The organism is Paenibacillus sp. FW104-T2 (genome assembly GCF_058789975.1).
Genome location: NZ_JBYTCE010000022.1, coordinates 92,015 through 113,958, shown reverse-complemented (window position 1 = coordinate 113,958; position 21,944 = coordinate 92,015). Strand labels below are relative to the sequence as shown.

Sequence of the window (21,944 nt, the reverse complement as noted above, 5' to 3'; positions counted from 1 at the left end):
AAGTTACCTAGTGTTAAAAAGAAACTAAAGAGACATCATGAAAGAAGGCTATTCGTAATGAACACATTTTTTGTTGATCCGAGCGGGAATCTGAAAACACAATTAAGAGGTAAAGAAGTTCTATCCAATCCAATTCTGAACAAGGGTATTGCCTTTACCGAAGAAGAGAGAAAAGAACTGAACCTGAACGGCATCTTGCCGCCGATGGTTTTAAATATTGAAGAACAGGTGAGCCGGGTTTATCAGCAGCTGCAAAATGAGTCTGATAACTTGCGTAAAAGCATCATGCTAAATGACTTGTTTAACCGAAACATTGTTTTATTTTTTCGATTATTGAAAGAACACCTAAGTGAAATGCTGCCGATTGTATATACACCTACGGTCGGGCAAGCAATTCAGGAATATAGCCATCAATACCACAGACCTGGTGGTGTCTACCTCTCCATTAACGATATGGACGGCCTGGAGGAGGCATTCCGGAACAGTGGTCTGCAAGCTGGAGACGTGGATCTCATTGTGGTAACCGACTCGGAAAGCATTCTCGGTATCGGAGACTGGGGTGTGGGCGGCATTAACATTGCCATCGGTAAACTGGCGGTGTACACCGCTGCCGTAGGGGTTGATCCTAGCCGAGTACTCCCTGTGGTACTTGATGTTGGAACAAACAATCCTACTTTGTTGAATGATCCATTATATGTAGGGAATCGTCATGAACGTATCCGCGGTGAGAAGTATGATCAGTTTATTGAAGCTTTTGTGAAGGAAACGACCAAATGGTTCCCCGACGTTCTGCTTCACTGGGAAGACATGGGCAGCGTAAATGCCAGAAACATCATCCATAAATATGGAGAAGAGCTGCTCACCTTCAATGATGATATCCAAGGAACGGGTGCTGTCACACTGGCTGCTGTAATGTCAGGCGTTCAGGTTACAGGTGTACCACTTCGTGAGCATCGCGTACTGGTATTTGGCCCAGGGGCTGCCGGGATTGGTAATGCGGATCAGATCAGAGATGCCATGATGGAAGAAGGACTTACGCAGGAGGAAGCGGAAAACCGGTTCTGGGCATTCGACTATCGCGGTATTTTGACGGACGAGATCGAAGGATTGTTTGAGTACCAAAAGCCATATGTACGCAAAGCGGACGAGATCCAAGACTGGAATCGGGATGAAAAGGGACAGGTTAATCTGCTTGAAGCTGTTACTCGTATTAAACCGACCATTCTGATTGGTACATCAGGTGTTACAGGTGCCTTCAACGAACAGGTTGTGAAGGAAATGGCCAAGCATGTGGAACGTCCTATCATCATGCCGATGTCCAATCCTACATCCCTTGCGGAAGCAGCTCCAAAAAGCCTGATTGAATGGACGGATGGCAAAGCATTGATCGCAACAGGAAGCCCGTTTGAACCTGTAATGTATAATGACATTCAGTTTGAAATCGGTCAATCCAACAATGCGTTTGTTTTCCCTGGTCTGGGACTGGGAGCGATTGTAGCCAAAGCTTCGAAATTTACGAAGAATATGTTTACCGCAGCGGCAATCGCGGTAGCAGGTGCAGTAGATTCTTCTGAACCAGGAGCTCCACTCCTGCCAAGGGTGAAAGAATTGCAGGATGTTTCTTACAAAGTGGCGGTGGCTGTAGCGAAAGCAGCAATCGAAGACGGTGTCGCCGGCCGTCAACTCGAAAACGTGGAAGAGGCGATTAAGGATGCCATGTGGCACCCTGTATATAGACCGATCCTTGCAGCAGTTTGATAACTGTGAACCCGCAATAATTTGAATATGACAATACGTCACACCGAGAGAATACCTGTCCATGCGTACAGGTATTCCTTGGCTGTGTCCAAAATTGAAAATAACATATCACATGATCAAAATTTTTGTCATTTGTTGAAGTGTTGCAAATGCTCAGATCATAAATGGAGGTTTGACCAACATGTCAGTAAGTGACATTTTTATTATATTAATTCCTATATTTTTCGTAATTTTACTCGGTTTTTTTGGAGGCTATTTCAAAGTATTTAACTCCGCATCCTCCAAAGGCCTGAATACACTGGTGACCAAGTTTGCGCTGCCGGCGCATTTGTTCATTGGTATCACGACGACGAAAAAAGAGACCCTGATTGACAAGTGGCCATTCTTCATGACCATATTCCTCGGGATTATCGGCTTCTATGTGGTGCTGCTGCTGGTGATGCGTTTCATTTTCAAAGTCAATCTTAGCCAGTCATCGATCTTTTCATTGAATGCTACACAACCTTCGTTTGCATTTATGGGGATTCCGGTGCTGGGTAACCTGTTCGGTGCCGCTGAAGTCACTATTCCAATTGCAATTACGGGGATCGTAGTTAATGCGCTGCTTGATCCAATCGCGACCATTGTCAGTTCTGTGGGGAAGAAAACGGAAGAGGGCAAGCAGAGTGGTCATGGCGAAAGCTTGTTTAAACTTACGATCCATTCCATCATCCATGGTCTGAAAGAACCGCTTGCCTGCATTCCGCTTCTGGGTGTGATCCTGACACTTGTTGGCTTCCAGTCACCTCAGCTGCTTCAAAGCTCCTTTGACCAGATCGGTAGCATAACATCCGGAGCAGCCCTGTTTGCAATCGGGGTAACGGTGGGCATTAACCGGATCAAATTCAGCCTGAATGCCATTAGCATTTCGCTGTTGAAGGTGATTGCCCTGCCATTGTTTACGTACATGTTTGCATTATTGATGGGACTATCATCAACCGACATGACTATGGTCATCCTGCTGGTATCCTTCCCAGGTTCAGCCGTGGCTGCGATGATTGCATCCAGATTCGATACACTTGAGGTGGAGACGGCATCATCCTTTGTTATGAGCTCCGTCCTGTCATTGATCTCACTGCCGATCCTCATCTCCATATTGGTTTGACTCAGAAGAAGCCGCGATATTCGCGGCTTTTTTTCGTTTCTGAACTTAAAAAAGTTGCGTATACGATGAAAATTATGAATAATGTTTAGATGTGCGAAAGGGGGGAGTTTTATGAAAAAGAAGAATAGAATTCCGTTTATACTTCTCGTAATATTTGTTCCTGCGATGATCCTGACGGTACAGATCTGGAATGATTATCGAGGCGGGGTTATGCGAGTCCAAGATCAATACTCCAATCTGACAGGCATGTATTATCTTGATGGCGGGAACAAAATTGCAGCTTTAACGGATGAAAGGGACGGCATGTATTCGAGGCTCCACATGTATGAGGCTAACACGGGAAACCTGATCAAAGAACAAATGATCCGTGCCAATTCTCAAGGTCCATTAGCAGCAGCTGCATATCAGAATAACGGTGTGATCATCCCAACATTAGATAGCAGTCAGAGCTTACAGCTGACTCACGTACGGGATACGGGAGAAGTGACAGAATTAGCCCGAAGTACAATGCAGCTCGATACTCCTTGGGCAGGTGTGCACGCATGGCGTGGCAGGCTCATTGTGAATGGAGAAACATCAGGTTCAACGACATACCTTGCAGAGGTCAGGGACGCAGAAGTAAAAAAAGTGATTCTTAATAGTCCAGATGTACTTCCATCGGATCCGGAAAATATCTCTGACTTAGACAGGAGCTTCAAAAACGAGCTGCCTGTTCCTTTATTTGAATTGGTACTTGAACATGGCCAAAGGGCCCATGTAAGTGGAATTCTTCAACAGGATGGCCTTCCGGCCGTGAAGATCCAGCCTGAGGATGTAGGTATTACCCTCGCACAGGAACAGGCTTCCAATGCGTTTGCCAAATCATTTGGCATTGATAACACCCGGTTGGTTCGCGCCGAGGATTCCAATCCCAAACAAGTCCGTTTCTATAACGCAAAAACGAATGAGTGGGGATCTGTCGTTAATACTCCCAAACCGGTATACCAAGCCAGTGTATTCTTATTGAATGACCAGGAGGTTTTCATTGTTGGATCTTCCATGGAGGATGAGAAACAAGGTGAAGTTCGCGGTTATATCTACAATGAAAAGAAAAAGTCATTCATGGATGCAGGAGCATTGGTTGGGCAATTAACATATCAGGATCTGGAGAACACGGACGTTCAATTTTACAAAGCTCTTGAAGATGATACGCTCTATTATTCCGCCGGTGAACAGGTGGCAGGCGCCATGAACGTGGAGACAGGACTATTCCATATGCAGACGAAGGACCAGATGCTCGAATGGATCAAAACAGCGAATGAAGGACAGTTATCCTTCCGTGGTTTCCTAGGTCATATCGGTGAAGGTGGGGTTCTTGTCCTCAACTGGGCAGTTTGGCTCGCCATTCCGCTGTTAGTAATCATCGTGCCACAGTTCGTCCTGCCACTAATATTTAAAAGGCGAACGCAGCTGATTAACGAGGGTGAACTGTTGAATGGTACGATCATGGAGATGGCAGAGACAGGCACCTACGTCAACAATCAGCCGCTGGTTCGCTTCAAAATTCGTTTCGAGTTGGAAGGCGAACAGAAGGAGGTTGAACTCAAAAAGGTTATCTCTCTCCTGAATGCTAATCGTATCGGCGATCAGGTAGTTATCAGCTATAATCGGGAAAAGGACAAGGCCATGTTGATATCCGATGAGGATTTACAGCGCCAGATGCCATCAACCATACATCATGCTGTTCTTGAACGTATTGATCATTATGGATTCCTCAATCGCGGCAAGGTCCTCCTGCTCCATTTTACAGCGGATGAAGAAGAATACGAGGTGCCGGTTGTGCAGCCTCCGGGCTTCAGCTACCGTGTAGGAACCGAGGCAACGTTGATTCTGGTTGGAGGCCAGGCTCGCCTTCAAAGTTATGGTGTGGGTACTTCGGAACTTGCCGATCAATTGGCGCTGGAGGCAGAAGTTGTCCGACTGGAGAAGAAGGAGACGGAGTTCCTGGATCGGGAGCTGCTCGTCATGGATTTGATGATAACAAGCGGTGAGGACAGTATACGCAAAACAAACAGCCTGTTCGTACCATCGGGTACTGTTGTTCAGAACGGAACGCGGATTCCAATGCATATGAAACGTGAAGATTATGAGCGTGATTTTCGTTTAGCCAAAGGCAAACAGGGTGCAGCCACGATTCGCACCGTCATGTATGAAGGTATAACAGCCGGCGAGCGCCCCTTGGCGCAGATTACTGTGGACCGAGGTGGACAGATCTATGAAATTTATCAGTCGATCGATCCTGTATTCGGTGTAGAGATCGGCGACGAGCTCTGGATCAGTTATGATGAACAGACTGGTGAAGCTCTTATCCTAAATTATTCATCAAATGGATAGCATCTCTCAGCTAACGCTTGTGTTTAGAATTGTATAGAGCATATTCAAAAAGCCGCAGATCTGCGGCTTTTTGAATGTCTATTTACTGTAGTTATTGATGTGTCTAGATTACTGCGTTACTGCTCACCATGTATTGATCCATCTTCGCTTTTAATTGCTCAGATGCCGGCATCAGCGGCAGGCGCAGTTGATCGGAAGTAATGATTGCTTGATTGACAAGCAGCCATTTGATCATGGCAGGAGCGGGCTCTGCAAAGAGATGGTCAATAAAAGGAGCGACTCGAGTAAACAGCTCACGCGAGCCCTCTTTGTCCCCATTTTTAAAGCGATCGTACACCTCAATGAATTGCTCCGTGTTAATATTGGCAGATGCCAGCATGCCACCAGCAGCACCTTCACTTAACATATCGTAAAAGAATGCATCATCTCCGCACAGGATTGGTTTGGATCCGCTTCGTACCAGCTCCGACATTAATTCCACACCATTGGTACTGTCCTTAAGGCCAATAACCCCGTCTAAGTTCATTATTCTTTTCATCGTATCCACCGAGACACGGACACCCGTGCGTGCAGGGATTTCATATACGATAACGGGTACTCCCACTTCGGCAGTCACACGAAAATGCTCATAAATGCCTTCCTCTGTCGGTCTGTTGTAGTAGGGAGTGACAACAAGAACGGCATCCGCACCGAGTTCACCAGCCATTTGTGTACGCTTGACCGTTGATGCTGTATCGTTGGTTCCGGTCCCAACGACGATGGGTATTGTTTTATTTATGCTTTGCAAGGTTTCCTTCGTGACGTGAACGAGCTGTTCCACTTCATCCCATGAAACCGTAGGTGACTCTCCAGTAGTACCGTTAATAACTAAACCGTGAATTCCGCTATTCGCCATATGTGTGATGTAGTTCCGAAAGGAAGGGATATCGAGATGATTATCCTTCGTAAAAGGGGTGATTACCGGTACATAAATACCTTGAATCTGTTGTTCGGTTAGCATAATATGGCCTCCATTTATGTTGAAATGACATTAAATTCACTTTACCATGGGAATTGGCATCATAGTTAACTATAATAGATGATGGGTGTTATCGATTATTTTGATAAGGAAGGTATAGGAACATGGATTTGAATTATTTTCAAACCTTTCGTGAAGTGGCCGTGCGGCAAAGTTTCACCAAGGCGGCAGAAGAGCTTGGCTACGCACAATCGAGTGTAACGACACAGATTCAAAAGCTGGAAAAAATCTATCAGGTCAAATTATTCGAACGTTACAATAACAATAAAATCCGACTTACTTCAGCAGGGGAAGAATTGTTCAAGCTCTCCGGACAACTCCTGGAGATATATGAACATTCGCAGGAAAAGCTGACCAAACAGGGCGGAGGTTCGCTTACCATCGCAACGATGGATTCGCTGGCTTCCTATTTTCTTCCTGCCCCGATTCAGACGACGCGCAAGCAGTATCCTGAACTGGGTATTCGGCTGCAGACCGATCGGGAAGACATGATTTTGCAGAAAGTAAAAGAGGGAGAAGCCGATGTAGGACTTATTCTCGCGAATGCTTCATCCGAATCAGGCTTGCAGTGGATCACCATCCGGGAAGAGCCGCTGGTGCTCATCGTTAACACAGATCATCCCCTTGCGAAGAAGCAGAAAATTGAACTGAGCGATCTGGCTGACGAAGAATGGATTATGCCCGAGGATACCTGCAACTATAGACAACTCCTGGAGAGAGTACTCAGGGCGAACGGTATTCCTTACAAAGTAGGTCTGGAACTCGGAAGCCCTGAGGCGATTAAACGAAGCATTATGGCAGGATCGGGTATCTCGCTTTTGCCTCAAATGATCGCCCTCGATGAGATCCGGCGGGAGGAACTCACCGTATTGCCACTGGAGCATGGCGAATTCAGACTCGAAATCCAGTTAGTCATTCACACCCGAAAATGGGTATCTCATGCATTGCGCCAATTTGTCACAAACCTCGGAGCCAAGGAGACTGAATGGTAACCCATTCGGTCTTTTTGGTGATGGAATATTTCGAAAACGTTTAGCAAAACAGCAATAGTTGAAATGTTCTATTCCAGCATATCTTAAGGTTTAAATATCAAGATTTTGTTCTATCAAAAGCATGATTTTGTATATGACGTACAACGGAAAACTCATGTTACCATGATGATGGCGCTAACAAGCACCCAGTAAACTGTAAGCGCTTTAATTATACCCGGCCGGGGATCCTTTCTCTACGAATTCGTGTTACACCAATCATGAAGGAGGCGAATGATCTTGGGAAAAAGCAGGTTCTGGAAGATAGGCGCCGCTGCAGCATTGCTCATATCTGTACTGCCAACGAGTACCGGTATGGCCGCAGCAGCACTCACGGAGGTACCTTATGCCATGGATTCTAGCAATCAGGCGGGATGGTGGACGCCGCTTGAGACCTATGGCACGGGAAATGAGTATGCTTACTTGGCTTACAACGGACCGGGAGGCTCAGAGAACACACATACGGTAAATATCGCAAGACGGGATGGATCGGGAGCGTGGTCCAACATTCCGGTGATGAATGGCAGTACCGTTGCCCAGTACAGCGATGACATTGGGCACAACCAACCTTCCATAGCCCGCGACGGCAGCGGTCGATTTCATGTCTTTGCCTCCATGCACAACGATAGCTGGCGTTACTTCAGGTCGGATACCGTAGGAGGCGCCCCGCAAAACCATTCTTCCGATATGCCTGCCTTCTCTACGTTTAAGGGGACATATCCCGTGTTGACAACGGCACCAAATGGTGATGTCTATCTTTTGATTCGATCAAGCGATGACACGACTGGATATCGTCCTGGAATTTTGTATCGCTGGAACAATGCCCAGTCCAGCTGGAGCCAAGTGGCGATCGTCGGTGCGAACGCGGGTCGTTCATTCTATCCCAATGATCTGGTTTTCGATGCGCAAGGTGACTTACACATCCTGTTTGAATGGTCTACTTTTGTTTCGAGCGCACTACGTCATGATTTGTCTTACGTAAAGTACAGACCTTCAACAGGTACTTTCTATAAAGCTGATGGCAGTGTCATAGCTTCACCCGTATCGCTAAGTAATGTGGATATTGTCCAGCCGTTTGCTCCAACCGAGGCCTACGTCAAGGATGGAGGCGATCCAGGGGGACCGGGAATCCAGAGCGCCAAGCTGGCCGTAGATTCAGCAGGCAATCCGAAGATTGTCTACCGATACCGGGAGGAAGGAAGCACGAACTTCTCCGTGAAATATGCTTCTTATGATACAGGTGGATGGACGCAGCAGACCGTATATAATGCCACGGCAACAAGAGCGGGAATTGATATTACGTGGACGGGGTCAGAAGTCCGGGTCTATTATACGAAATATAGCGGCACCGACCGTGCATATATGGCGGTTCCGGACGGCAATGGCGGATGGACCCAAACGTCGATTGCTCCTGGAAAACCTATTGAGAGACTTAGTGTTGAGCGTAATGCCAATGGTGTCGACATTCTGTACCTGGTGGATATCACCAATCGCAAGCTGTATTACGGCAGAAACTAAGCTGCTTTTCCACTTCTGAAAAGTACCTCTGGAGAGTCAACCGCACAGGCAGTGCGGAATCACTCCAGAGGTGTTTTTATGTTTGTTCATATTCAAATATTAATAGAGTTCAGAATTTGAGATTTCATAATTACAATAAATGATATAAATTTCTAGTAGACCCAAACATTTACCAAATTAAGACAGCAAATTCGGAACAAGGAGGCTGGTATCCGGACATATTTTCCAGAGTTAACAGCTTGATCGCTTTCCATCACATTCAATAGGAGGGATCCCATGCTTTACACAATTATTGTGCCAGTTAACCAGGACTATAACATTCTGAACCTGTTCACCGATTCACTGCTTCGGACGGTTAGCCCGTCCACACAGATTATCTTCATCAACGATGGTTCCGGCTCGGCAGTCTTTCAGCATCTGGAGAAACTGAAGCAGGAAGTTCGTGAAGGGGTAACGATTGAAATTCTGCAGCATGATTTTCCACTCGGTTGCGCGGTATCCATTAATAGTGCACTGCGGCGAGCTGAGGGAGATTATATTTTCTTCCTGGATTCCGATACGATTTTACAGCCGGATTGGCAGTCCATGATGAGAGAGACGCTGGATAGCGATATTACCATCGGCATGATTGGCGGTGTCCTGCTGTATCCGCAAACCGGGGGCGTGCAGCACTGTGGTATTGCTTTTGCAGACACCATCGGCAGGCACCTTTTCCTCAATGCATCCCCTGAAGATATTCCGAAAGAGACGTTCTCGGTGCAGCTGGTTGTATTCGCCATGTTCGGCATGAAGCGGGAAGTCTACGAGACGATCGGTACCCTGGATGAGAAATTCTTCAATGGATATGAAGATTTTGATTACCAGATGCGTGCACGTGCAGCCGGATATGATACGGTCATTAACCCGAACATTCGTGCTTATCATTGGGAGCGCAGCAGCGGCATTCATCGGAATTTCAACCGGAAAAATAATTTGGCCCGCTTCTGGAAAAAGTGGGGGAGTGAGATCGAGGCCGATGTTTGGCCGTTTGTGTTCAGTCACTTGAAAGAACAGCTGGGTAACCAACCCGAGCACCAACATCTGCCGATCGTCGGCATTGATCTCGCTGAAGTACGTAGTGATGCCGATACGTTCTGGACCAAGCTTGAGGAAGCTGAGATTGCACCTATTACAGAGGTACGTGATTATTCCAACCGCTTCAATTCAAACGGGGCCATTTGGCTGCCGCAGGTACTGGGCAAGGAACTGATTCATAGTGAGAACCGGTTGCTGTTTTTGGTAGACAATTTCGCCCGTTTGCTGGAAAACCGGTACTGGATCGAGATGAGACATGCGCACCGGGCCAAGGATCTGATTATCGATTTGTATGGCAATGTCATTACGATGGATCGAATCTATGATGGCTGCTGGCCTGGAACCAAGGTTCGTTAACCATTAAACCTAGTATACAGGGAGGGACTATAGGTGAAATCAAAAGAGAGCACGCTGGACCGTGCCGTAAGGTTTACCCGGAATCTGGAGTGGCTTGCGCACGTCGAAAAGGTTATTCCGAGCGGATGCAGTACACTTGCCAAAGCGCCTGAACGGTTGTTTCCAGGCTACACGCCCGTGTGTTGTGCGGAAGCACGGAATTCCCGCTTTATCGATATTGATGGGAATGAATGGCTGGATTGCGAGATGGCCATGGGTACCGCTCCTTGGGGACATGCACGGCATGAAGTTCAATTAACCGTCATTCATCAGTTGAAAAAAGGGACAAGCTATTCCATTCCGGCTGACATTGAACTGGAATGTGCTGACTTGATCCTCCAGCGGTTTGGTGGGCGATACCCTTCACTGCGGTTCACGAAGAGCGGTGCGGATGCTGTCAGTGGAGCCGTGCGTCTGGCTAGGGCAGGAAGCGGCAAAAGCAAAGTGATTGCAACAGCCTATCACGGGTGGCATGACTGGTCAGCTTATGGTTATTATGGTCGGGAAACGAAAGAGCGCGGTATACCAGTTGATATTGAACGTACAACGATTTGGGTGGACAAGCCTTCACCAGAGCGAATTGAAGCTCAGATCACAGCGTCCCCCGAAGACATCGCATGCATAGTGCTCTGTCCCAATGAATGGAAGCGTGAACAGCTGGAGCAAGTCGTTTCCCTTTGCCGATCATTGGATATCATTGTGATTTTTGATGAAGTCACTTCGGGCATCCGTATGGGCAAGCAGGCCACAGCAGGAGAGTATGACATCTGGCCGGATCTGCTCTGTATCTCCAAAGGAATGGCGAACGGATTGCCCCTCGCTGCCGTGATGGGACCCGAGCATTTGATGTCCTTGGCAGGACAAGTCAGATTCAGCAATGCGCATTCCAGTGAGACCACTGCACTTGCAGCAGCCATCGCATGTGAACGATTGATGCAAGCTGCCAAGGTATGGCCAAGCTGGAGGGATGCCACCATCCGAATCATGGATCTGATCGAGGCAGAACTTGTGCTTCTTGGGCTGACGGACCAATTGGCCTTGAAGGGTACCTATGCAAGCTTCTACATTCACTCGATTACGGAGGATAACTTCCAATCGGATCCCTTCCGTGAGTTTATCGTAAAGAAAATGGCACACTTCGGCATTTTCACTAAAGGATACTTTATTTTCTCGGATGCCCATACTCGGGAAGAATTGCTATGGGTGGAAGAAGCACTACTGCAGACCCTTTCGGACTGGAAAGAGCTGCGTAAACAGGAGCATCTTGCTCGATAACGTGTTCGAAAACGTTTATAACTTCATCCCTACAGGGAATCGACTAGGAGGAATCATCCATGAAAGCACTCGTATATCAAGATCATAAACAGGTAGCGTTACTTGAGGTTGAACAACCAAGCATCCAGAAACCGAACCAGGTTAAAGTCAAAATTTATGGCTCAGGCATCTGCGGCACGGATCTGAACATTGTCAAAGGCAAAGTCCCGGCAAACAAGGGAACGATTATCGGCCATGAAGGTGTGGGTACGGTTGTGGAGGTGGGCCCTGAAGTCCGTGGATTTAAGGTAGGGGACCGCGTTCTGATTGATCCCACTCAATCCTGTGGAACCTGCTCCTACTGCCGTGAAGGATTGTTCATCTATTGCGAAAACTTCGATGACTATCAGGTAGGCATGACCACGCACGGTACATTTGCGGAATATTATGTGGGAGATGAGAAATATATCTACCCAATTCCGGATTCTATGAGCTGGGAGACAGCGATGATGATTGAGCCGCTTGGTTGTGTGCTGCAAACGTTTATGAAAGCAGGGGTTAAGCCAAGTGATTCGGTGCTCGTTCTGGGTTCAGGCGCCATTGGTTCCCTGTGTCAGCTCGTAAGCAAACGATTGGCACGGCTCACCGTTGGCACCGAAGTAGATCCGTACCGCAAAGAGTTTGCTTCAGGCATTGCTGATCATGTGTTCTATCCTCAGGAACTGACTCTCGATAATGTATATAAAATCAATAACAACAAAAAGTTCGACATCGTAGTCGATGCGGTAGGGAATCAGCTTCATGTTGGATTTGAGATGATTGCCAAAGGGGGAAGAATCATTCCCATGGGCTATGACGACAGCTATAAGGTGACATTCAAATCAACGGATGTTATTAATGATGGAATCAGCATTATTGGCGCCGTAGCCGTACATTCGATGATTAGTACGGCATTGAAATTCGCGCAAAGCATTCCGGAACTGGAGCGCATGGTGACAGCCAAGGAGCTGCTGTCTGATTACGAGGAGGCATTCAACGGTACAGTGGGGTATCATCTGCGTACTGGTGAACCCCTGCCGATGAATTCGGTCAAAACAGCTCTCATTTTATAGGAGTATAGAAGTCTCGGGATTGCCGCTGCGATGCATAACCATCCGCAGCGGCAAGGTCCGCAGAAAGAGGGGGATATGGAGTGAAGCTGCTTCAGGATTTGCCGAGAAACCCGCGGTATTCCATTTTACTTGAACCGGTATGGGCCATCCCGGGCACGATTGTCCTGTTTTATGCTCCTTTATATATGAAGGAAGCCGGACTTTCGGACATCGAAATCGGTTTGATCAATTCGGTGAATCTATATTTTGCCTTTATATTTCAATTGTTTGCCGGTTCAATTACGAACAAGCTGGGCCGGAAACGGACGACGCTGATCTTTGATCTGGTTGCGTGGAGTATTCCGATGTTCATCTGGGCGTTTTCTCATAATTTCTGGCTGTTTCTAATTGCTTATCTTCTGAATGCCACTTCAAAATTCGTGACGGTATCCTTCAACTGTCTGATCATTGAGGATGTCGAGGAACATAAGCGATCCAGAGTGTTCGGCATTCTAAACATGATTATCACGGCAGCGGGGGTATTAACGCCGATTGCCGGCGTAGTTATTGCCGATTTTGGTATTGTGCCAACGCTGGCCAGCATCTATTTCGTCGGAGGAATTCTGATGACCGCGATGTTCTTCATTCGCAACCGGTATACCGATGAAACCGAGGTTGGAAAAGAGCTGATGGGCATGCATAGTCAAACGAGGGTGCTGCACAGTCTTGCTTCAAGTTTGCGACTGTTCGGCAGATCGTTTTATAAACGAAGACTTTTTCCGATCATATTGATTACTGTGCTTTCCAATCTGATTCTGCAGCTGAATTTTTTTCAAGTCATCTTCTTTAAGGAACAGCTCAAGTTTGATGATCGTGTGATTTCGTTTATCCCGGTAGTGACGGCATTAACAGTCATGCTGCTGTATCTGGTCATCATTCCACGCCTGAAACAACGATCAGAGGAGAAGTATGTAGGGTTTTCCATCATATTAAGTACAATCGGAGCCGTGCTGTTTCTGTTGATACCTGTTGGAAACATAGCGATGCTGTTCCTGACCCTGATTGTGCTTGCAGCTGGTAATTTTATTTTGCAGACGTATCGGGATTCCCTGCTCATGAACAGACTGGGCACACATGAAAAAGCCGATATGTTCTCTGCCGTACAGACGGTTATGACACTGACTGCCATTCCATCTGGTTACCTGACAGGGCTGCTATATCATCATCATCCCGTACTTTTGTTCAGCGTCATTCTTGTACTGTACGTTATCCTGATGGTCATTATGTTATTCCTGCCTGATCCACAGAAACATACCCAAGTGATCGAAACTTACAAAAATATGTAGGAGAAGGGGTTTTCTGTATATCGGAAGAATATGTAATACAGAAAACAAACTTGGGAGGTTACGAGATGTCTAACGTATTCACAACAGAAAAGCGAAGCCAAATGAACTGGATGAATGAACCTGAAAACTGGTCTTTCACAGAAGAGGGGGTACTTATTGTGGAGGCTCAGGCAGATACAGACTTTTTCCAAGACCCTGCGGGCATTAACGTCCGTGCATCCGCACCATTTCTGGCGATACCAGTTCCGGATGATTTTGAACTTACCACTCAATTAACCGTGAACATGAAACATCAGTATGACTCCGGATGTCTGATGATCATGGCAGATGAACGCAACTGGTGCAAGCTTTGTTTTGAGTATGATGGAAAAGCGGCTACCATTGTGTCGGTGGTTACCCGGGACGGTTCTTCTGATGACTGCAATTCGGTTGAAGTTCCCGTATCTGATCCATATCTGCGCATTCGCAAGGTGGAGGGCTGCATTTCATTTTTTTATTCACCTGATGGGGAAGAGTGGAAACTAATTCGCTACTTCGGCATGCCGCTTCAGGGGGAGATTCAGGCTGGCGTGGTTGCACAGTCACCAACGGGAACAGGTTGTACCTGCCGCTTTTTGTCGTTGGAAGTTACAAGCCCTGACTTGACTGCACGCTTCTAAGCCATTTCCCCTGCCGATTAATGGAGGGAGGAGAGGTTAATGATAAAAGCCTTTATATTGGATTTTGACGGACTGATCCTGGACACGGAGACGCCCTGGTATTATGCCTTCCGGGATATTTACCAGGAGCATGGAATTGAACTGGGACTGGATCTCTGGTGCAAAAATGTGGGAACGGATTTCGAAGAGTTTCATCCGTTTCTGTACTTGGAACAGGCACTGCAAAAATCGATTGATCATGATCAAATCAAGCTGTTATCGGAACAAAAATATACATCCTACCTGGGACAGGCAACGATCCTTCCAGGAGTGCATGAACTGCTTCGGATAGCTCGTGAAAAGGGGATTCAGCTTGCCGTTGCTTCAAGCTCCACGCGCGATTGGGTGCATGGCTATCTGCACAAGCTGGGTATATTCGAACAATTTGCGGTCATTCATACGGCTGAGGATGTCAAGCGGGTCAAGCCAGATCCGGAATTATATCTTCTGGCTCTGCACAGTCTGGGAATCGAAGCTTCGGAAGCGGTTGTTTTCGAAGATTCGCCTAATGGGCTAAAAGCAGCAAAGGCTGCGGGGATTCGCTGCGTCATTGTGCCGAACGAGGTAACCCGCGATCTGGAGTTCCAGCTGCATGATCTGCGGTTATCCTCGCTGGCTGAGATCGATGTGGACATTCTCTAACCCAGGTACTGCTTGCGTAACTCAATTGGAGAGATTCCTTCGTATTTCTTGAATACGGAACCAAAGTAACTGGCACTGTTGAAACCGACTGCTTTGGCAATATCATGAGCGGTAATGGCATCATTCTGGATGAGCATTTCCTTGGCTTTCAGCAGACGATAACGTGTCAGGTACTCAAGCGGAGTCATTTGAAATTCCTTCTTGAATATCCGGTTTAAGTGCTGTTCGGTGACGTTCATCTGCTGGGCCAGCATGGAAAGCGAGATATCCTCATGATAATTCTGTTTGATAAAAGTAACGAGTCCGCCAAGCTTTAGGCGTGCATCGGAGCGTTCAACAGCACCATAACGATCTCCTTCGATCGTCAATCTTACCAGAAGCATGTAGAGCAATGCGGATACGTGCCAGATCTGATCCTTGTGCCGGGACTGCAGCGCCAGCGTTATTTCATGCAGCAGGATATGAAGCATTCCATCCGGCTTGAAGGCGCGCAGCTCCCCGATCTGCAAGGTATGCAGAAAGCGGGGCAACAAATAGCCATTAAACGTAAGACAATCAAACAATAATGAATCACTCAGATTGTGATAACGATAGGCAACTTCAGGGAACATAATAAGAGCGGTTCCTTCACGGATCAGGAATTCATGATTTTTGGCTGCGATTCGCCCGGTTCCTCCGATGCATTGTACAATGGTGTAATCCCGTGAATGGTCGCTCCAATGCTTGAATTCATCAGCATTCATCTGGATCTGCCCTGTAATCATTAGTGGCATATCGGCATCCAGCGGATTCTCCATGCTAGGTTTCGGCATCGTTGTGTAATTCCTCTTTTCGTTAAAGGATCTTGTGAATTAATGGCGTGGATACAGCATTAAAAGAAACCTAACTTGAATTATATTACATAATTAACATTATTTTAAACGACACGATTGAAACATGGCATCATAGAGCGAAAACCTTTTAGTTTGCCGTACTGAAATGGGCAACTCTTGCTAATCGGATGCGAAACAGTATACGCTATAATGGAAGCAGTGATAGAGGAAAGGGATGCAAGCATGAAGAAAGTCATCGTAGTAGGATCAGGAATACTGGGGGCTTCGACAGCCTATCAGTTAGCAAAAAGTGGTGCGGGAGTCATCCTCGTGGATCGTGGTGATATCGGACAAGCTACGGATGCTGCCGCAGGTATCATCTGCCCGTGGTTGTCGCAACGGCGTAATCAGGATTGGTACCAGCTTGCCAAGGCCGGTGCACGCTTTTATCCCGGACTTATTGAAGAACTGCAGAGCGAGGGAGAAACGGAAACCGGGTATGCCCGAGTGGGGGCATTGAGTATTCATTCGGATATCGAAAAGATCGGCAAGATGGAGGAGCGTGCCCATCTTCGAAGAGCAGATGCACCGGAAGTTGGGGACATTACAAGGCTTAACGAAGAGGAAACGCATGCACGATTTCCATTGTTGGATCAACAATATCATTCGGTATACATTAGCGGCGCAGCGCGCATAGATGGTCGTGCCCTGCGAGATGCCTTAATTCGATCCGCGCAGCGGAATGGAGCCGTTCTCGTTCATGGGGATGCTGCTCTTCTATTTGATTCTGGTCGGGTAACAGGAGTGTCAGTGGATACAGAGCGTTTCCTGGCAGATGAAGTAATTGTATGTGCTGGTGCATGGGCCAATTCGATCATGAAGCCTCTGGGTATTCACTTTAAGGTTCATTACCAAAAAGCACAAATTATGCATTTGCAGGTATCCGATCAGGAAGAGACAGGAAGCTGGCCAGTGGTTATGCCACCTTCTGATCAATATCTTTTGGCTTTTGGCGAGCACAAAATCGTGATCGGGGCCACACATGAAAATGAAATTGAAGGCTACGATACCAGAATCACGCCGGGCGGTATGCAGGAAATCTTGAATAAAGGGTTGGAACTCGCACCTGGTTTGTCGAACAGCACGTTTCAGGAGGTCAGAGTTGGTTTCCGGCCGTTTACGCCAGGTTTTCTTCCGGTAATGGGGTATGTTCCTGGATGGGAGGGATTGATCACAGCCAACGGACTTGGTGCTTCAGGCTTAACGATGGGTCCCTTTATCGGCAGCCAGTTAGCGAAGCTGGCTCTGAATCAGGAGCTGGATATTGATATTCAGCCATATGATCTTGCCAAAGCGATGGATGCATTCTAAAAAGGAAAAGTGGAGGTGAACCATGACCTATTCACAGCGATTAACCCAAGCTAGCTCGTCCGATATATCCTATCTGGAGTACCAGATCGGTGCGGCGGAAGACGAATTGAAACAAGCCGAAAGGCAGCAGATCAAATACGAATCTGAATTGAATCAGCTCAGGACATCCCTAGAGGATGGTTCAAGTTCAATCTCATCACTGGACACCGACATGGAGCTAAAACTGCTGAGTAAAATAGCCGAAGTGAAGAGTCGTATGGAAGCAATCCGTACACGGCTAATTCAATTGCAGGATGATATGGAGAAGTTGGCAGATTGAGAGGTCCTTACCTAATGAATAAACGGAAACAACTGCTATTGGACACGGCACTTATGCTTTTTGAGAAAAATGGCGTGTCTAATACAACCATCCAAATGATCCTTGATCATTCAGGTGTATCGAAAGGCACATTTTATAAATTTTTCAATTCCAAGGATGATTGTGTTCTTGCGATCCTTGAGCAGCGTATCCAGGAAGATATGATGATTCGTCAGGAACTCGAGGCACAAAATCATAACTCTGACTTTGACTTGCTGGTAGAACAGATCGTGGTGCCGATGATATCCCCGGATAAACAGCGAGTGGTTGAGTTGTTCTGGACAGGATTTTATTCAGGGGAATTTGATGTCGAAAATCTCACACGAATCCAGTTAAACTGGCTTGCTGGACGACTTGTGCAGTTATTTGGTGAAGAGGTAAGGCCATACGCCTGCGAAGGGGCCATTTTTTGTTTCGGCATGGTTCACCAGATCTCGAATACCTGGAGAAACTTCCATCTGAATCAGCCTCACTGGAAAGCACTCGTGCCCAAGCTCCTGAACTATACCGAGGTTCTGCTGAAAGACATGGTGGACAAGCAGGAGCATATGATTGATGCAGCGAGTCTGGCTGTTATCGATCCTGAATTCAAGCAGACTGTACCGGATAAGCAGCATCTGCTTGCTGAGCTGGAGAAGTTCAACCGATCTATTCAGAAATCGCACGTATCCATCCAGGCCAAGGAATTAACCCAAGGACTATGGTCCCTGTTTCGGGAAGAGACGCTTAATTTTTCAATGCTGAGGATTACGTTAACAGCCTTTCAAGCTGCTTTTGATTCCGAATCTGAACAGGTGCAATCAAGAACGATTGCTCAATCATGCTGGTGGTTTATTGAAATGAACGGAATGATCAAGACTGCAAAATAGCTGGTAAACAACATATCAAACTACTTAATATACGAATCGTATAATTTAAACCCTCTTATTATAGAGGGTTTTTAATTTAGTTCAAATGGTTTATATCATAAAATAGACGAATTGTATAAAATTTAACTAGGTGCTGAACTGTCAATTCATGTACCGAAGAAGGAGGAGTGGCCTTTACGATAATTCCAAGGCAAGAACCTTTACTCTACTACTAGCATTCAATCAAAAAATATTCCAGGAGGTGGCATCAGCATGTACAAAGAAGTGATTCGAGTTGAGGATATCACCGGATTTCAGTCCAGATCCGAGGAGTTTTTTCCCATCCAATGGTATCAAAAAATGTTGTCCGAAAGCCCAGTGCACTACCATGAGGATACCGATACCTGGAATGTATTTAGGTATGATGATGTTAAACAGGTTCTAAGCAATCATGAATATTTCTCCGCTGAGGGAACCCGAACAACCATAGCTGTTGGGGCGAAAAACAAGGAAGGCACACCTCCGGACAAATTAAACATTTCAAGTATTGACCCGCCAAGACATCAAAAAAGCCGCTCATTGTTATCTGCAGCCTTTACACCCCGCAGTCTCAAAAACTGGGAACCTCGTATTCGCAACATTGCGAAGCAGCTGGTGGAAGACCTTGAGTTTAATACAACTATAGATATCGTCGAGAAGCTTGCTGCTCCACTGCCTGCCATGGTCATGGCGGACCTGCTCGGGATTCCGCTCATGGAAAGCCACCGGTTTAAAAGCTGGGTGGACATCCTGTTCCAACCTACCTCTGAAGAGAACGCGCAAGAAAGTGAAATAAAGAAACAGGCTGCTGCTCAGGAGTATTATCAATTTCTGTATCCACTCGTAGTGAAGAAGCGGGAGAATCCCGGTGAAGATATTATTACCGATTTGTTGAATGTGGACGTTGAGGGAGAGAAATTCACGGAAGATGAAGTTGTTCGGACAACGATGCTTCTGCTCGGAGCCGGCATTGAAACAACCAGCCATATGGTTTCAAGCACATTTTATTCTTTCTTGTACGACGAGGGGAATCTATACAGCCAGTTAAGACAGAACCCGGAACTGGTTCCGCTTGCTGTGGAAGAAATGCTACGTTACCGATTCCATAATGCGAAAAGACATCGAACCGTCAAGAAGGACAACCAGCTGCTTGGTGTGGATCTGAAAAAAGGGGATGTAGTCATCTCCTGGATGAGCGCAGCGAACATGGATGAGCGTATGTTTGATAATCCGTTTGAAATTGACATTCACCGTCGTAACAATAAAAAACATCTCACCTTTGGTAATGGCCCGCACTTTTGTCTCGGGGCACCGCTGGCAAGGATGGAGCTCACTCTTGTATTAACTGCTTTTGTAGAGAGAGTTGATCGTTTAGAAGCTGTGAACACGTTTGAGCTTGAACGAAATCTGTCCACTTCTGCTCCAGGACAGTCCTTGACGCATTTACCGCTGAAGATGTTCAAATAAGGTTAGGCTAACGTTAATTCAAGTAAAAAGCGACAGACAGGACATAAAGTTCGTCCTGATCTGCCGCTTTTTTTAGGTTACTATCATTCTCAGTTTAGTTCGAATTCATGGAAACTTTCTGTCTAACAGGCATTTTCACTTCTTCTTCAGTGGCCTGCTTCGTACGTTTGATAAAGAAAGAGAGTGCGAGCCCTACTACTGCTATGCCGATAATAACGACATAAGCATCGTTGATTCCCTGAATCATGGACTCCATCGCCAATTGTTCGCGGGACAAGCCGTTCGCAGCACCACTCGCGATCATATCCTGTACATGTGTCGTTGTACGACTGGTCATGACACTTACGAGTAATGAAGTACCGACCGCGCCAGCGACTTGTCTGACCGTATTGGAGATGGCTGTACCATGAGGACCGAGTCTTGGTGGCAGCTGGTTCAGACCTGCTGTTTGAATTGGCATCATGAGCAGAGCCATACCAATCCGGCGTCCAGTGGACATCAGAACCAAGTATGTGTAGCTGGTCGAATCGGTCAGATCGATGAAGCCAATCGTCGTTACGATTGTAATGACCATACCGATGATGGCAAGCCATTTCGCTCCGAAGCGGTCGAATAATCGTCCGGTTACCGGCATCAGGAATCCCATGACGAGAGCGCCTGGAAGCAGCAATAATCCGGATTCGAGTGCGGTGTAACCACGTGCATTTTGAAGATACAGAGGCAGCAGCATCATGTCTGCATACATGATCATCGTAATTGCGATATTAATGATCGTGGTCAAGGAGAACATATTATACTTGAACGCACGAAGGTCGAGCAGCGGGGATGCAGAAACGAGCTGACGCCAAGTGAACAAGGCGAGGGCCACGATTCCTGCCGCAAGACAGATGAGCACTTCCGCACTGGACCATCCCAGGCTTCCTGCGCGGCTGAAACCATACAGCAGTGCACCAAAACCAATGGTTGATAATGTCACACTAAGCGTATCGAATTTGGTGTCCATGCGCTCTGATACATTTTTCAGATAGACAAATGCACATCCGATAACAATGACCGTCAATGGGATCATGCCGTAAAACATCGTTTGCCACGAATAGTTTTCGAGCACGTATCCAGCGAGGGTAGGCCCGATTGCCGGGGCGAAAATGACTGCGAAGCCGACCATCCCCATGGCAGCTCCTCGTTTCTCAGGGGAGAACAATGTGAGAATGACATGCATCAGCAGCGGCATGATAATACCTGCTCCAGCAGCCTGCACCATACGACCTGTTAGCAGTGTACCGAAGTTGGTCGCTAATGCGGATATGATCGTACCGATCAGGAAAATGAACATGGAAGCCTGAAAGAGCTGCCTTGTGGAGAAGCGCTGCATAAAATACGCAGTAATTGGAATAAGTACGCCATTTACCAGCATGTAGCCAGTGGTTAACCATTGCGCCGTTGTAGCGGAGATATTGAAATCACCCATCAGCTCAGGCGTGGCAACACTCATTAGGGTTTGATTCAATGTGGCCAGAAATGCACCCAGAATCATGACAAACAGTATGTGACCTTTTTTGATGTTTTTCTCATCATCTAATCGAGCCTGACGCAAGTCCATTCCATCCTTTCAATCTACACGTGACTAAATTTACAACGTGTTGTATAGTTTACATTGTATTTATTGAATTATATACATATTCCCACGGATTACAATTTACACTTCTGGG

Annotated in this window: 18 protein-coding genes; 15 read left to right on the top strand and 3 right to left on the bottom strand. The window is 46.7% G+C overall.

Annotation, left to right across the window (positions count from 1 at the left end):
* Positions 1–57: 57 nt before the first annotated feature.
* The 3 genes from AC3WQ3_RS23670 to AC3WQ3_RS23660 all read left to right on the top strand — a co-directional run bounded on the left by AC3WQ3_RS23670 (position 58) and on the right by AC3WQ3_RS23660 (position 5,275).
* Complete coding sequence (locus tag AC3WQ3_RS23670) at positions 58–1,758, top strand: NAD-dependent malic enzyme (RefSeq protein ID WP_492473779.1); 1,701 nt, start codon at positions 58–60, stop codon at positions 1,756–1,758.
* Positions 1,759–1,939: 181 nt separating this feature from the next.
* Positions 1,940–2,902: an AEC family transporter gene (locus AC3WQ3_RS23665; RefSeq protein WP_154893325.1), complete on the top strand. Its 963-nt coding sequence runs from the start codon at positions 1,940–1,942 to the stop codon at positions 2,900–2,902.
* 111 nt (positions 2,903–3,013) lie between these two features.
* Positions 3,014–5,275, top strand: coding sequence for a hypothetical protein (locus AC3WQ3_RS23660; RefSeq protein ID WP_492473778.1), 2,262 nt, complete (start codon positions 3,014–3,016; stop codon positions 5,273–5,275).
* A gap of 103 nt (positions 5,276–5,378) precedes the next feature.
* Here AC3WQ3_RS23660 and dapA read toward each other — a convergent pair whose 3' ends face one another.
* Positions 5,379–6,275 (bottom strand): 4-hydroxy-tetrahydrodipicolinate synthase, encoded by an 897-nt coding sequence (dapA, locus tag AC3WQ3_RS23655; protein WP_492473777.1) that lies wholly within the window; start codon positions 6,273–6,275, stop codon positions 5,379–5,381.
* Positions 6,276–6,397: 122 nt separating this feature from the next.
* Between dapA and AC3WQ3_RS23650 the strand changes: the two genes are divergently transcribed.
* The 8 genes from AC3WQ3_RS23650 to AC3WQ3_RS23615 all read left to right on the top strand — a co-directional run bounded on the left by AC3WQ3_RS23650 (position 6,398) and on the right by AC3WQ3_RS23615 (position 15,340).
* On the top strand, positions 6,398–7,285 hold the full coding sequence (locus AC3WQ3_RS23650) for a LysR family transcriptional regulator (protein WP_336779912.1): 888 nt from the start codon (positions 6,398–6,400) through the stop codon (positions 7,283–7,285).
* A 276-nt stretch (positions 7,286–7,561) separates the two neighbouring features.
* Positions 7,562–8,839: a BNR-4 repeat-containing protein gene (locus AC3WQ3_RS23645; protein WP_492473776.1), complete on the top strand. Its 1,278-nt coding sequence runs from the start codon at positions 7,562–7,564 to the stop codon at positions 8,837–8,839.
* A gap of 276 nt (positions 8,840–9,115) precedes the next feature.
* On the top strand, positions 9,116–10,270 hold the full coding sequence (locus AC3WQ3_RS23640; protein ID WP_336779914.1) for a glycosyltransferase family 2 protein: 1,155 nt from the start codon (positions 9,116–9,118) through the stop codon (positions 10,268–10,270).
* Positions 10,271–10,303: 33 nt separating this feature from the next.
* Entirely contained in the window at positions 10,304–11,584 is a 1,281-nt protein-coding gene (locus AC3WQ3_RS23635; RefSeq protein ID WP_336779915.1) for an aminotransferase class III-fold pyridoxal phosphate-dependent enzyme, read from the top strand.
* Positions 11,585–11,643: 59 nt separating this feature from the next.
* The gene (locus AC3WQ3_RS23630) at positions 11,644–12,675 is read left to right on the top strand and encodes a zinc-dependent alcohol dehydrogenase (protein ID WP_492473775.1); all 1,032 of its coding nucleotides are present in this window, start codon (positions 11,644–11,646) and stop codon (positions 12,673–12,675) included.
* 80 nt (positions 12,676–12,755) lie between these two features.
* Positions 12,756–14,000, top strand: a complete 1,245-nt coding sequence (locus AC3WQ3_RS23625; RefSeq protein WP_492473774.1) for an MFS transporter — start codon at positions 12,756–12,758, stop codon at positions 13,998–14,000.
* A 65-nt stretch (positions 14,001–14,065) separates the two neighbouring features.
* Positions 14,066–14,659, top strand: a complete 594-nt coding sequence (locus AC3WQ3_RS23620) for a DUF1349 domain-containing protein (RefSeq protein ID WP_492473773.1) — start codon at positions 14,066–14,068, stop codon at positions 14,657–14,659.
* Between the two features lie 39 nt (positions 14,660–14,698).
* Positions 14,699–15,340 carry an HAD family hydrolase gene (locus tag AC3WQ3_RS23615; RefSeq protein ID WP_492473772.1) on the top strand — a complete coding sequence of 214 codons (642 nt, stop codon included), beginning with the start codon at positions 14,699–14,701 and terminating at the stop codon, positions 15,338–15,340.
* Here the strand turns inward: AC3WQ3_RS23615 and AC3WQ3_RS23610 are convergent.
* Complete coding sequence (locus tag AC3WQ3_RS23610; RefSeq protein ID WP_492473771.1) at positions 15,337–16,152, bottom strand: AraC family transcriptional regulator; 816 nt, start codon at positions 16,150–16,152, stop codon at positions 15,337–15,339. The genes AC3WQ3_RS23615 and AC3WQ3_RS23610 overlap by 4 nt on opposite strands.
* A gap of 243 nt (positions 16,153–16,395) precedes the next feature.
* Between AC3WQ3_RS23610 and AC3WQ3_RS23605 the strand changes: the two genes are divergently transcribed.
* The 4 genes from AC3WQ3_RS23605 (at position 16,396) to AC3WQ3_RS23590 (ending at position 20,235) form a co-directional block, all read left to right on the top strand.
* Positions 16,396–17,523, top strand: a complete 1,128-nt coding sequence (locus AC3WQ3_RS23605) for an NAD(P)/FAD-dependent oxidoreductase (protein ID WP_492473770.1) — start codon at positions 16,396–16,398, stop codon at positions 17,521–17,523.
* Between the two features lie 22 nt (positions 17,524–17,545).
* On the top strand, positions 17,546–17,842 hold the full coding sequence (locus tag AC3WQ3_RS23600) for a hypothetical protein (RefSeq protein WP_492473769.1): 297 nt from the start codon (positions 17,546–17,548) through the stop codon (positions 17,840–17,842).
* A gap of 14 nt (positions 17,843–17,856) precedes the next feature.
* Positions 17,857–18,750, top strand: a complete 894-nt coding sequence (locus tag AC3WQ3_RS23595) for a TetR/AcrR family transcriptional regulator (protein ID WP_492473768.1) — start codon at positions 17,857–17,859, stop codon at positions 18,748–18,750.
* Positions 18,751–19,002: 252 nt separating this feature from the next.
* Positions 19,003–20,235: a cytochrome P450 gene (locus AC3WQ3_RS23590; RefSeq protein ID WP_492473767.1), complete on the top strand. Its 1,233-nt coding sequence runs from the start codon at positions 19,003–19,005 to the stop codon at positions 20,233–20,235.
* Positions 20,236–20,329: 94 nt separating this feature from the next.
* Here AC3WQ3_RS23590 and AC3WQ3_RS23585 read toward each other — a convergent pair whose 3' ends face one another.
* Entirely contained in the window at positions 20,330–21,835 is a 1,506-nt protein-coding gene (locus AC3WQ3_RS23585) for a DHA2 family efflux MFS transporter permease subunit (protein ID WP_492473766.1), read from the bottom strand.
* Positions 21,836–21,944: the final 109 nt, after the last annotated feature.